Below are 12,544 nucleotides of genomic sequence, written 5' to 3'. Positions count from 1 at the left end.
AGGCTGACATGTCCGATCCTGCAATCAGCTCAACCGCCTGCAGCGATGAATCGCTGCTGGCGCGCTACCGCTCTGGCGACGGACCGGCGTTCGAAGTTTTGTACGCCCGCCACCGCCAGGGCCTGTATCGATTCCTTCTCGGCCTCAGCGGTAAACCTGAACTGGCCGAAGAGGTGTACCAGGAAACCTGGCTGAGCCTGATCCGCAGCACCAGTCAGCCACAAGGCCGGGCGAACTTTCGTACCTGGCTCTACCAGATCGCCCGCAACCGCCTGATCGATCACTGGCGCAAACATGGTGTCCACAACCCCTTGCTCGACAGCTATGACGAACAGGCCCACGCCCTGATCGACGACGCAGCCGACCCTGAACAACTGCTGAGCCTGAGCCGCGACGGTCAACGCCTCGAAACCGCCCTGCAAACCCTGCCCGCCGACCAGCGCGAAGTGTTCCTGCTGCGCGCCCACGGCGACCTCGACCTGCCGCAGATCGCCACCCTCACCGAAACACCGCTGGAAACCGTGAAAAGCCGCTTGCGCTACGCCCAGCAAAAACTGCGTCGGCTGCTGGCCGAGGAGGTACTGACATGACTGACGCCAAACAAACACCGTCATCGCCCGACGATGAAATGCTCAAGCATTTTCGCGATCACAGCAGCGGCGAACCACCGGCGCACCTCGACGCCTTCATCCTCGCCACTGCCCACCGCGAAGCCCCCGCGCCGAAGCCGAACCTGTGGCAACGCTGGCTCCGCACCTGCCAACAGCCCCGTTGGCAAGTCGCGTTCGCAAGCCTGGTCGGGGTTGCGCTGATGCTGGCGCTGGTGCAACGCACGCCCGAGCAATTGCCGAGTTACGACTTCGCTCCTGCGCCGAAAGCGTCCGCACCGGCCGCCAAACAGGAAGCCGCTGCCCGCTCCCAGGCCGCACCGGCCGAGGCTTTGTCCGCGCCCGCACCGGCTGCGCCGATGGCGGATTTTGCTGCACCGATGCAGCGCGAGTCGATCAACAGCGAAATGGCCGACGAAGCCAAACTCAGCAAACGCGCCGCCGCGCCGGCCAAGTCACTGGATGATCAATTACGTGAAGTGATGCGCCTGCAAGACGCCGGTCAGACCCAAGCCGCCGAAGCGCTGATGACGACATTGCACAAGCGCTTTCCCAAGGAAAACCTGGCGGCCAAACTCAAGGAAATGCAGAAAAAATGAGCTGAACAGCGGTCGCCGATTTGGCATCGACACCCGAAAGCGCGCACTATCAGCCCATAGCCGATGCGTTGGAGGATGCCGTGGCCCAAAAAATCGACCGCATCGCCCAAATGCTCAACTGCCCGGTGAAGGGTGAGGAACTGCGGCGAGCGGTGACTGAGAGTCGTAAGGAGTTTCTTCTGGCGAAGCAGGCAGAAGAGGATCTTGAGGAAGACGTTCTTGATGATGAGTTGATCGAGGACGAAGAAGACGATGATGAATACGACGAGTTTGACTGGACGACAGAATGAAAAAACCGCTTTGGCGGTTTTTTTGTGCCCACAAAAAAGCCCCAGACCCTAAGACCTGAGGCTTTCTCGTTTCTACATATGGTGCACCAGGCGGGATTCGAACCCACGACCCCTGCCTTCGGAGGGCAGTACTCTATCCAGCTGAGCTACTGGTGCAATGCGGGCGCCATGATACTCATATGCGCTGCGGGCGTCCATGCTGCTGAATCGTCTGCGTTTTTCCAAAGCGTAACCTGCGTTTGCTACGTTGATCAGAAAAAATAAGCAAATGCGGCGTTTTCGTTCTTTTTTTCGAACAGCCTATTGTCCTTTACCCCCTTTGATCCTAGGATTCGTTTGAGATTTCAAACGCTCTTGTCTGGGTGCTGAACCGCACGAGTTCGATCAGTGCGCTATTTATGTGCTTCAGCCCGGTGAATGATTTCCCTGACGGCAGCCTATAAGGCGCCTTTCTACAATCATAATTCGCTCCGCGCTGGCCGCGGTGCTGTTAAGGAAAGCCGACATGCAGCTTAAAGACACCCAGTTGTTCCGCCAGCAAGCCTTTATCGATGGCGCTTGGGTCGATGCGGACAACGGTCAGACGATCAAGGTCAACAACCCGGCAACGGGCGAAATTCTGGGTACTGTGCCGAAAATGGGCGCTGCCGAAACCCGCCGTGCGATTGAAGCTGCTGATAAAGCGCTGCCGGCCTGGCGTTCACTGACCGCCAAGGAGCGCGCGAACAAGCTGCGTCGCTGGTTCGAGCTGATCATCGAGAACCAGGATGACCTGGCTCGCCTGATGACCCTGGAACAGGGCAAGCCATTGGCTGAAGCCAAGGGCGAGATCGTTTACGCCGCTTCCTTTATCGAGTGGTTCGCTGAAGAGGCCAAGCGCGTCTACGGTGACGTGATTCCGGGCCACCAGCCAGACAAGCGCCTGATCGTGATCAAGCAGCCGATCGGCGTGACCGCTGCGATTACTCCGTGGAACTTCCCGGCTGCAATGATCACCCGTAAAGCAGGCCCGGCCCTGGCCGCCGGTTGCACCATGGTGCTCAAGCCTGCATCGCAAACTCCGTTCTCTGCATTCGCCCTGGCTGAACTGGCCCAGCGTGCCGGTATTCCGAACGGCGTGTTCAGTGTGGTGACCGGCAGCGCCGGCGACATTGGCAGCGAGCTGACCGGCAACCCGATCGTGCGCAAACTGTCGTTCACCGGTTCGACCGAAATCGGTCGTCAGCTGATGACCGAGTGCGCCAAGGACATCAAGAAAGTCTCGCTGGAACTGGGCGGCAACGCGCCGTTCATCGTGTTCGACGACGCGGACCTGGATAAGGCCGTCGAAGGCGCGATCATTTCCAAGTACCGCAACAACGGCCAGACCTGCGTCTGCGCCAACCGCCTGTACATTCAGGATTCGGTCTACGACGCGTTCGCCGAAAAACTGAAAGTGGCTGTGGCCAAACTCAAGATCGGCAACGGTCTGGAAGACGGCACCACCACTGGCCCGCTGATCGACGAAAAGGCCGTGGCCAAGGTGCAAGAGCACATTGCTGACGCCGTCGGCAAAGGCGCCACCGTGCTGGCGGGTGGCAAAAGCATGCAAGGCAACTTCTTCGAGCCGACCATCCTGACCAACGTGCCGAACAACGCTGCCGTGGCCAAGGAAGAAACCTTCGGTCCATTGGCGCCACTGTTCCGCTTCAAAGACGAAGCCGACGTGATCGCGATGTCCAACGACACCGAGTTCGGTCTGGCCTCGTACTTCTATGCGCGTGACCTGGGCCGTGTGTTCCGTGTGGCTGAAGCCCTGGAATACGGCATGGTCGGCGTCAACACCGGGTTGATCTCCAACGAAGTCGCGCCGTTCGGCGGCATCAAGGCGTCGGGCCTGGGCCGTGAAGGCTCCAAGTACGGCATCGAAGATTACCTGGAAATCAAATACCTCTGCCTGGGCATCTAAGCCCGAAGGGATAGGCCCGGCAAGGCATTGCTTCAAACGCAAAGGGCACGAGAGCGCTGTCCCTTTGCGCGCTTCAAACGGAATTTTCTCTGTGGCCGGGAACGCTGTGGCAGTCGATCATCGCATGCTGCCGTAGTTGCTTCCCCGCCGCTTAATCCTTGAACCACGCCGACCGATGAGCGGCGAATGAGGAATGTATGAGCAAGACTAACGCTGAGTTGATGGCCCGCCGCACCGCTGCTGTACCCCGTGGTGTTGGCCAGATTCACCCGATCTTCGCCGACCACGCGAAGAACGCCACCGTGACCGACGTTGAAGGTCGTGAGTTCATCGACTTCGCCGGCGGTATCGCCGTGCTGAACACCGGTCACTTGCACCCGAAAGTCATCGCCGCCGTTACCGAGCAGCTGAACAAGCTGACCCACACCTGCTTCCAGGTGTTGGCCTACGAGCCGTACGTGGAAGTGTGCGAAAAAATCAACGCCAAGGTGCCGGGTGATTTCGCCAAGAAAACCCTGCTGGTGACCACCGGCTCCGAAGCTGTGGAAAACTCCATCAAGATCGCCCGCGCCGCCACTGGCCGTGCCGGTGTGATCGCGTTCACCGGCGCTTACCACGGTCGCACCATGATGACCCTGGGCCTGACCGGTAAAGTCGTGCCTTACTCGGCCGGCATGGGCCTGATGCCAGGCGGCATCTTCCGCGCGCTGTACCCGAACGAACTGCACGGTGTGAGCATCGACGATTCGATCGCCAGCATCGAGCGCATCTTCAAGAACGACGCCGAGCCGCGTGATATCGCCGCGATCATCATCGAGCCGGTGCAGGGCGAAGGCGGTTTCTACGTCGCGCCTAAAGAGTTCATGAAGCGTCTGCGCGCCCTGTGCGACCAGCACGGCATTCTGTTGATCGCTGACGAAGTGCAAACGGGCGCTGGCCGTACCGGCACCTTCTTCGCCATGGAACAGATGGGCGTCGCCGCCGACCTGACCACCTTCGCCAAATCCATCGCTGGCGGCTTCCCGCTAGCCGGTGTGTGCGGCAAGGCCGAATACATGGACGCCATCGCTCCAGGCGGCCTGGGCGGCACTTATGCCGGTAGCCCGATCGCTTGCGCCGCGGCCCTGGCCGTGATGGAAGTGTTCGAAGAAGAGCACCTGCTGGACCGTTGCAAAGCGGTTGGCGAGCGTCTGGTGACTGGTCTGAAAGCCATTCAGGCCAAATACCCGGTGATCGGCGACGTGCGTGCCCTGGGTGCGATGATCGCTGTCGAGCTGTTCGAAAACGGCGACAGCCACAAGCCGAACCCGGCTGCTGTAGCCGCCGTTGTGGCCAAGGCTCGCGACAAGGGCCTGATCCTGCTGTCGTGCGGCACCTACGGCAACGTTCTGCGCGTGCTGGTACCGCTGACCGCGCTGGACGAGCAACTGGACAAAGGCCTGGCGATCATCGAAGAGTGCTTCGCCGAGCTCTGATCCGTTTGTGAACTGATCGACAAAAAACCCGCTTCGGCGGGTTTTTTTATGCCCCTTGAAACACATCAGGGGCAATTGGGCTGTATCGAATGGCCAGCATTGACTAAGGTGCAAGCATTGCCGTTGGAGTGTGCAGATGACTGCTGTGGTGTTACCCGCTGTACCGCGAGTGTTGATTGCCGAGGCGGACCCCTGGTCCCGCGACCTGCTCAAGCAGGTGTTGTTGAATGTGCGCTGCGATGCGCGGCTGGACCTGTGTGCCGATGGCCAGGAAACCCTGCAGCTGTTGGCAGAGAACCCTTATGACCTGGTGATCGTCGACTGGGAGTTGCCCGGCGTCGATGGCCTGAGTGTCTTGCGCAGCGTTCGTCAGCGCAAACGTAATCCGCCGTTGCCGTTCATTCTGATGAGCAGCCGCAACGACAGCGCCAGCGTGCGTGAAGCCTTGCCCCTGGCGCCCACGGCGTACCTGACCAAACCCCTGGACATGGAAAACCTGACCCAGCGTTTGCAGGATTTTCTGTTGAACGCCGGTGAAGAGGTGTCTTGCGAGGTGCCGTCATTGGCGCCGGGCATGACCTTGTCGGTGTATCTGGAGCGGCGGCGCGAACTGGCCGACGGCGCGCCGCTGATGACCGATGTGCAGGTGGCGATCAAACGTAGCCTCAATCCCGATGGCCTCGATCTGGTGCGGCTTGAAGACGAGATCCGCACGGATCCGCAAGTCACCGCCGTGCTGATCGCCGCCGCCAACAGCGCGGCCCAGCATCATGGCGCCGCCGTGCAAACCCTGTCCCAGGCGCTGCATCGCTTGGGTACCGGGCAAAGCATGAACCTGATTCTGGGACTTGCCCTCAAACGCAGTGCCCGGCTCAGTGATCCGCAACTGGCGGACTATGCCGAGCGCTATTGGGAATTGTCCCTGCACACCGCGGAATACGCGCGAACGCTGGCGCGCTTGCTGGATCTGGATCAGGAGCGCTGTTATTGCGCGGGCATGCTGCACCGCCTCGGCGACCTGGCGTTGCTGCGCTGTTTGCAGGAGTGGAAGCAGGCCGGTGGTGAGCTGGATGAATGGGAGGAAGTCGGCGATGCCCTGGCCGAATTCGGCGCGGCCTACGGTTCGGCGCTGCGTACCCGCTGGCGCCTGCCGCTGGAGCTGCGTGAGCTGATTGCGGCGGTTTATCAGCTCGGTGGCGGGGTTTACTCCCGCGAAGCGCTGGTGATGAACATGGCCGCACAACTGGCGCGCCTGACCGAGCATGAGGGGATCGAGGCATTGGCCAAGAGCCGCACGGCGCGGTTGCTCAAGATCGGATTGCCGGAGCTGATGCGCTTGCGCAAAAAATAGGCTTTGTAGATCGTTGTAGATCGTTCCCACGCTCTGCGTGGGAATGCCGCCCGGGACGCTCCGCGTCCCTTCGCAAGTCGTGACGCAGAGCGTCACTGGATGCATTCCCACGCAGAGCGTGGGAGCGATCATCAGCCAGAGATTATCCGGTTCTTGCCCTGGCGCTTGGCCTGGTACATCGCCGCATCGGCGCGGGCGAACAGGCTGTCGAGGTTTTCATCCTCGGGCGTGAGGCTGGTCAGGCCCTGGCTGACGGTGATGCCGAACGTCTGGTCGTCATGGCTGAAACTCAACCGTTGAATCTCCCGTTGCAGGCGCTCGGCCACTTGCATGGCCATGTCCGGTGCACATCCGGGGAACACCGCGGCGAATTCCTCACCGCCGATCCGCCCGAACAGATCACCACGCCGCAGGGCCGCGCGACCGCTCTCAGCGATGCGTTGCAGCACCTTGTCGCCTTCCGGATGGCCGTAGGTGTCGTTGATCACTTTAAAGTCATCGATGTCCAGCAGCAGGAAGGCCAGCGGCTTGCCTTGCTGGCGTGCCTGCTCGAATTCGTGATTGGCACATTCGAAGAAGTGTCGGCGGTTGCTGCTTTGGGTCAGCACGTCGGTGGTGGCCAGGCGGTGGAGCTCGGTTTCCATCTGCTTCTTTTCGGTGATGTCTTCGGCAATGCCGACGATGATCACTGGCTGGCCCGGTTCGGCCTGGCGGTTGATGAAGCACTTGTCGCTGAGCCAGCGCACTTGGCCGTCGGCGGCGATGATGCGGTACTCGCGGTCTTCAACGGCGCCGTTGACCAGCACTTGCGCCAGGCTGCGCTCGGCGTAGTCCAGATCGTCGGGATAAACACTGTCGCGCCAGTGGTTGTAGTCGGACAGCAACAGGCCGGCGGGGCGGCCGAAGATCCGGTCATAGGCCGGGCTGACGTAGAGCACCTGACGGGTTTCCCAGTTGAATGCCCAAAGCACGGCGTTGACGCTGACCAGCAGCGAGCTGAACAGCTGTTCGCGTTCGCTCAGGCGCGCCACTTCGCCCTGCGCATGCATCAGCGCCATCAGCGTTTGCGCGGCCTCGGGCCACTGTGGAAGGGATGTGTCTTGTAGGTTTTTATTGACCATCGGCACAAGTCTCAAAGGGCGTGCCGCTATTTCGACAGCGGCCAACACAAAGCCCGCCGGGGTGGCGAAGTGTCTTTGAGATAGGGGATTTGGAGCGAAGTTCCCGCCTTTCGTGGCGAGGGAGCTTGCTCCCGCCGGGCGGTATTGGCGACGCGTTTTTTCAGTTAAAACGCGTCGTCAGGTATTGCGGCTGCTGCGCAGCCGAGCGGGAGCAAGCTCCCTCGCCACAGGTGCGCCCCTGATTCAGGGTCAGGCAGTGGCGGGGCGCAGGGAGTAGGTTTTCAGTTGGTCGGCGAAGTCGCGCAGGGATTGAATCCCGCTGGCCTCGGCCTCGTGTACCCAATCCTTGATGGCGGCCAGCATGTCGTGACCATTTGAGCTGGTCTTGACCCAGATCTGCTGCAGGGCCAGGCGTTTCTCGTAAATTACCTTCAGCGCCTGGCTGTGCTCGAGCATGGTCTGGATGCGCAGGTGGTGCTTGTCGTCCAGCAGGCTGGTTTCCCGCGAGAGCAGGCGTTTGGCCCGGTGGAACTGGTGGCGGACCGAGTGATCGACCTTTTCCAGCTCTTGCTTGACCAGAGGCGCGATCACCAGCTTGCGGTACTGGGCCATGATCTGGAAGCGGTTGTTGAGGATCGCCATGGCGGTGTCCATGTCCAGGTTGCCTTTGCCTTCGACACGGTGGGCGATCGGCGCAACCCGCTGGACCTTGGCCAGGCGCAGGAAGCTGAAGACCTGGATCCAGGCCCAGCCGAGGTCGAATTCCCACTTCTTCACCGACAGTTTGGCCGAGTTAGGGTAGGTGTGATGGTTGTTATGCAGTTCTTCGCCGCCGATCAGGATGCCCCAGGGCACCAGATTGGTCGCCGCATCGCGGCATTCGAAGTTGCGGTAGCCGATGGCATGGCCCAGGCCATTGACCACGCCGGCGGCCCAGACCGGGATCCACATCATCTGGATGGCCCAGATGGTGATGCCAATGGTGCCGAACAGCAGCAGGTCGATGACGCCCATGATCGCCACGCCCAGCAGTGGGAAACGGCTGTAGAGGTTGCGTTCGATCCAGTCTTCGGGGCAGTTCTTGCCGTAGATGCGCAGGGTCTCGGGGTTTTCCGCTTCGGCGCGGTACAGCTCGGCACCTTTGCGCAGAACGGTGGACAAGCCCTTGATGACCGGGCTGTGCGGGTCATCGACGGTTTCGCATTTGGCGTGATGCTTGCGGTGGATAGCGGTCCACTCGCGGGTGTTCTGCGCCGTGGTCAACCACAGCCAGAAGCGGAAGAAATGTTTCAGGCCGGCATTGAGCTCAAGCGAGCGATGGGCTGAATAGCGATGCAGATAGACCGTGACGCCGACGATCGTGACGTGGGTCATCAGCAGGGTGACTGCCACCAGTGACCAGGGCGATAAGCCAAGAAAACCTTCGTACCACATAGCCTATAGGACCCTCGATAAAGAAAAAAACAGCCGTCGCATTATCACTTAGCCCACAGATAAAACCAGTCGCCCTTTCAGATAAGAGTGGCCGGATGTTTCTTTAATCTATAATTCCAGTCTTTTTTGTAGGGACATGGACGCTCGAATGTCAGCCACATATCGCGATGCCTTGCGTGCAGCGCTACTTTACCTGGTGCTTTCCGTAGTCTGGCTTCAATTCAGTGGTTATTTATTGAACAGTTTCTTCGATAACTCCACCGACCTGCTGCGCTGGCAACTGATCAACGGTTATGCCTGGGTGGCCTTCAGTGCCGGGCTGATTTTCATCGCGCGCGCACGTTTGTTTCGCTGCCTGGGCGTCGGCGCCAAATTGCGGGAACGTAATGCCGACCGGGAGCGTTTGCGACAGGCGGCTGCGGTGTTCGATTGCACCCGCGAAGGGGTACTGGTCACCAACAGCAACGGGCTGATCGTCCATGTGAACCGGGCGTTTATGGAAATCACCGGCTACCAGTGTGAGGAAGTGCTGGGTCAGCGACCGAGCATGTTCAAGTCGGGCCATCACCCGCCGAGTTTCTACCAGGCGATGTTCGCGACACTCGAAAGCCTGGGTGAGTGGAGCGGGGAAATCTGGAATCGTCGCAAAAGCGGCGAGATTTACCCGCAATGGCAGACGATCCGCCTCGTTCATGACGATCAGGGGCGGCTCAGCCAGTACGTTGCGGTGTTTTCCGACATCAGTGCGATCAAGAATTCCGAGCATGAACTGACGCACCTGGCCCACCACGATCCGCTGACCAATCTGCCCAATCGCCTGCTGTTTACCGACCGTGCCGGGCAGGCTGTGGCCTCGGCGCAGGCCCATAAGCGCGGTTGTGCGTTGCTGATGATCGACCTCGATCACTTCAAATTGATCAACGACAGCCTCGGTCACAGTGTTGGTGATCAATTGCTCAAGGGCGTGGCTGAGCGTCTGAACACCTTGTTCGGCCCGGGCATCACCCTGGCGCGGCTCAGTGGCGACGAATTTGCTCTATTGGCTGAAAATTGCCCGCAACCGGGGCACGCCGCAGCGTTGGCTCAGCAGGTCGTCGATGGGCTCAAGGAGCCGTTCCAGATCGACGGGCATTCGTTGTTCATCAACGCCAGTGTCGGCATCAGCCTGTTCCCCAGTGATGCCTTGAGTGCCGAGCAATTGTTGCGCAACGCCGACTCGGCACTGTTCAAGGCCAAGAGCGCGGGTCGAGACGGTTATGCCCTTTATACCGAAGAGCTGACCGCGCATGCCCAGCAACGTGTCGAGATTGCGTTCGAATTGCGCCGAGCACTGGAGCAGCAAGAGTTGCGGGTTTATTACCAACCCGTGCACGACCTCAAAACCAGCCGTCTGATCGGCGTCGAAGCCCTGGTGCGCTGGGAGCATCCACAGCGCGGGCTGGTGTCACCGGCTGAGTTCATCCCCATTGCCGAACGTACCGGGTTGATTGCCGAGATCGATGCCTGGGTCATGCGCCAGGCCTGTCAGCAAATGTGCCAATGGCAATCCGGGGGCGTGGTGTTGTCGTTTATTGCTGTGAATGTTTCTTCGCGCCTGTTCGCTCGCCGTGAGTTGTACCAGCAGGTGGCTCAGGTGCTGCACGACACCGGCCTGGATCCGGCATATCTGGAGCTGGAAGTCACCGAAAGCGCGGTGATGGAGGATCCGGAAGTGGCGCTGGAGCAGATGCATCGCTTGCGTGAGTTAGGCGTGCGGCTGGCCATCGATGACTTCGGCACGGGCTATTCGTCGTTGCTGCGACTCAAGCGTTTACCGGTGCAAAAACTCAAGATCGATCAGGGATTCGTCGCAGGCTTGCCGGGTGATGAGGATGACGCGGCGATCACGCGGGTGATCGTTGCGTTGGCGCAAAGCATGGGAATGCAGGTGCATGCCGAGGGGATCGAGCAGGTCGAGCAGGCCGCTTTCCTGCTCGAGCACGATTGCGATCTGGGGCAGGGGTACTGGTTTGGGCGACCTGTACCGGCGGCTTCCTTGGATTGGGTTCGGGCGCCGGTGATTGGATGAGTGCCTGAACTGCTTCTTGTGGCGAGGGGGCTTGTCGGAACGCCGCACCGCCCCGTTCGGCTGCGTAGCAGACGCAATAAATTGGGGCCGCTACGCGACCCAACGGGGGCAAGCCCCCTCGCCACAGGGTTTTGTGTGGCCCTGAAAATAGTAGATCCCCCGCAATCCCTTGTCCCATCAAATAATTCATTATGGTTATATAAACATTCTTAAATAGTATTTTTAAGAATATCTGCGCCTATCTACTATTGCTCTCACGCCGTACGCAGTGCCCGCCACTGCCAGGCATATCTCATTAAAGGAGCAGCACCATGAGCGCATCCCTACGCAGTGTTGACGGGCAGGACGAAGCCACCATTTTGCGTGAAATCCAGAGCGCCTTGCGCGATCTGCGTTTTGGCGCGGTGGAAATCACCGTGCACAACGCCCAGGTGGTACAGATCGAACGCAAAGAGAAATTCCGTTTGCAGCATCCGGGCAACAAGTCGAGCTGAAGCAAAGATCAAAAGATCGCAGCCTTCGGCGGCCCCTGCGGGAGCGTCGAAGGCTTCGATCCTTGAGTCAGGCAACCCGTTCCAGACCATAAGAAAAAGCCACCACACCAAGAATTCCAGGAGCTTTCACCATGTCGTCGATTCGCTATTTTGCGTTGGCCGCCCTGGCCAGTGCCCTTTTTGCTGGTTCCGCGGTTGCCAAGGATTACGAACTGCTCAACGTGTCGTATGACCCGACCCGTGAGCTGTATCAGGACTACAACGCCGAGTTCATCAACTTCTGGAAGAAAGACCACGCTGGCGACAACGTGAAGATCCAGCAGTCCCACGGTGGCTCAGGCAAGCAGGGCCGGGCGGTGATCGACGGTCTGCGGGCCGACGTGGTGACCCTGGCCCTGGCCGGCGACATCGACGAAATCGCCAAGCTCGGCAAGAGCCTGCCGGCTGACTGGCAGAAGCGTCTGCCGGAAGCGAGCACGCCTTACACCTCGACCATCGTGTTCCTGGTGCGCAAGGGCAACCCGAAAGGCATCAAGGACTGGGGTGACCTGACCAAGAACGGTGTGGAAGTCATCACCCCGAACCCGAAAACCTCCGGCGGTGCACGCTGGAACTTCCTCGCGGCCTGGGCCTATGGCCTGAAAGCCAATGGCGGTAACGAAGCCAAGGCCAAAGAGTACGTACAGACCCTGTTCAAGCACGTGCCTGTGCTGGATACCGGTGCTCGCGGTTCGACCATCACCTTCGTCAACAACGGCCAGGGCGACGTGTTGCTGGCCTGGGAAAACGAAGCTTTCCTGGCCTTGAAAGAAGACGGCGGCGCCGACAAGTTCGACATCGTCGTGCCTTCGCTGTCGATCCTTGCCGAGCCACCGGTGGCCGTGGTCGACAAGAACGCCGAGAAAAAGGGCAACACCGAAATCGCCGAAGCGTACCTCAAGCACCTGTACAGCCCGGCCGGCCAGGAAATTGCGGCGAAAAACTTCTATCGTCCACGTGACAAGGACGTAGCTGCCAAGTACGCCAAACAGTTCCCGACCCTGGAACTGGTGACCATCGACAAGGACTTCGGCGGCTGGAAAACCGCCCAGCCGAAATTCTTCAATGACGGTGGCGTGTTCGACCAGATTTACCAGGCGCAGTAGCCTGAAATAGA

11 protein-coding genes and 1 tRNA gene are annotated in these 12,544 nt (G+C 59.9%); 9 read left to right on the top strand and 3 right to left on the bottom strand.

What is annotated here, in order from left to right:
• Nucleotides 1-8 precede the first annotated feature (8 nt).
• From F475_RS12250 to F475_RS12240, 3 genes are read left to right on the top strand one after another with little or no spacing between them, the layout of a single operon-like run.
• The gene (locus F475_RS12250; RefSeq protein WP_111453994.1) at nucleotides 9-590 is read left to right on the top strand and encodes an RNA polymerase sigma factor; all 582 of its coding nucleotides are present in this window, start codon (nucleotides 9-11) and stop codon (nucleotides 588-590) included.
• Nucleotides 587-1,207, top strand: a complete 621-nt coding sequence (locus F475_RS12245; RefSeq protein WP_111453993.1) for a hypothetical protein — start codon at nucleotides 587-589, stop codon at nucleotides 1,205-1,207. The genes F475_RS12250 and F475_RS12245 overlap by 4 nt, the downstream gene beginning before the upstream one ends.
• Before the next feature lie 20 nt (nucleotides 1,208-1,227).
• Nucleotides 1,228-1,497 (top strand): hypothetical protein, encoded by a 270-nt coding sequence (locus tag F475_RS12240; RefSeq protein WP_256597102.1) that lies wholly within the window; start codon nucleotides 1,228-1,230, stop codon nucleotides 1,495-1,497.
• Nucleotides 1,498-1,576: 79 nt separating this feature from the next.
• Here the strand turns inward: F475_RS12240 and F475_RS12235 are convergent.
• Nucleotides 1,577-1,653, bottom strand: a tRNA-Arg gene (locus tag F475_RS12235).
• A gap of 349 nt (nucleotides 1,654-2,002) precedes the next feature.
• On the opposite strand from F475_RS12235, the gene gabD reads away from it, so the two are divergent.
• The 3 genes from gabD to F475_RS12220 all read left to right on the top strand — a co-directional run bounded on the left by gabD (nucleotide 2,003) and on the right by F475_RS12220 (nucleotide 6,271).
• Nucleotides 2,003-3,445 carry an NADP-dependent succinate-semialdehyde dehydrogenase gene (gene gabD, locus F475_RS12230; RefSeq protein WP_018929370.1) on the top strand — a complete coding sequence of 481 codons (1,443 nt, stop codon included), beginning with the start codon at nucleotides 2,003-2,005 and terminating at the stop codon, nucleotides 3,443-3,445.
• A 197-nt stretch (nucleotides 3,446-3,642) separates the two neighbouring features.
• A complete protein-coding gene (gabT, locus tag F475_RS12225) occupies nucleotides 3,643-4,920 on the top strand; it encodes a 4-aminobutyrate--2-oxoglutarate transaminase (RefSeq protein WP_111453992.1) in 1,278 nt (425 codons plus the stop codon).
• 136 nt (nucleotides 4,921-5,056) lie between these two features.
• Entirely contained in the window at nucleotides 5,057-6,271 is a 1,215-nt protein-coding gene (locus F475_RS12220) for a response regulator (RefSeq protein WP_111453991.1), read from the top strand.
• Between the two features lie 131 nt (nucleotides 6,272-6,402).
• Here F475_RS12220 and F475_RS12215 read toward each other — a convergent pair whose 3' ends face one another.
• Together F475_RS12215 and desA are read right to left on the bottom strand one after the other, a co-directional pair.
• Nucleotides 6,403-7,392, bottom strand: a complete 990-nt coding sequence (locus tag F475_RS12215) for a sensor domain-containing diguanylate cyclase (protein WP_018929367.1) — start codon at nucleotides 7,390-7,392, stop codon at nucleotides 6,403-6,405.
• 249 nt (nucleotides 7,393-7,641) lie between these two features.
• On the bottom strand, nucleotides 7,642-8,826 hold the full coding sequence (gene desA, locus F475_RS12210; protein ID WP_018929366.1) for a delta-9 fatty acid desaturase DesA: 1,185 nt from the start codon (nucleotides 8,824-8,826) through the stop codon (nucleotides 7,642-7,644).
• Between the two features lie 148 nt (nucleotides 8,827-8,974).
• On the opposite strand from desA, the gene dibA reads away from it, so the two are divergent.
• The 3 genes from dibA (at nucleotide 8,975) to F475_RS12195 (ending at nucleotide 12,533) form a co-directional block, all read left to right on the top strand.
• Nucleotides 8,975-10,894, top strand: coding sequence for a phosphodiesterase DibA (dibA, locus tag F475_RS12205; protein ID WP_111453990.1), 1,920 nt, complete (start codon nucleotides 8,975-8,977; stop codon nucleotides 10,892-10,894).
• Nucleotides 10,895-11,205: 311 nt separating this feature from the next.
• A complete protein-coding gene (gene oscA, locus F475_RS12200; RefSeq protein ID WP_018929364.1) occupies nucleotides 11,206-11,388 on the top strand; it encodes a sulfur starvation response protein OscA in 183 nt (60 codons plus the stop codon).
• Nucleotides 11,389-11,519: 131 nt separating this feature from the next.
• On the top strand, nucleotides 11,520-12,533 hold the full coding sequence (locus F475_RS12195) for a sulfate ABC transporter substrate-binding protein (RefSeq protein ID WP_111453989.1): 1,014 nt from the start codon (nucleotides 11,520-11,522) through the stop codon (nucleotides 12,531-12,533).
• The last annotated feature ends 11 nt before the right edge of the window (nucleotides 12,534-12,544 follow it).

Source organism: Pseudomonas sp. URMO17WK12:I6 (assembly GCF_003253625.1).
In the GTDB taxonomy this organism is placed as follows: domain Bacteria; phylum Pseudomonadota; class Gammaproteobacteria; order Pseudomonadales; family Pseudomonadaceae; genus Aquipseudomonas.
The sequence above is the reverse complement of the archived record's forward strand: the minus strand, read 5'-3'. Positions and strand labels throughout refer to the sequence as shown.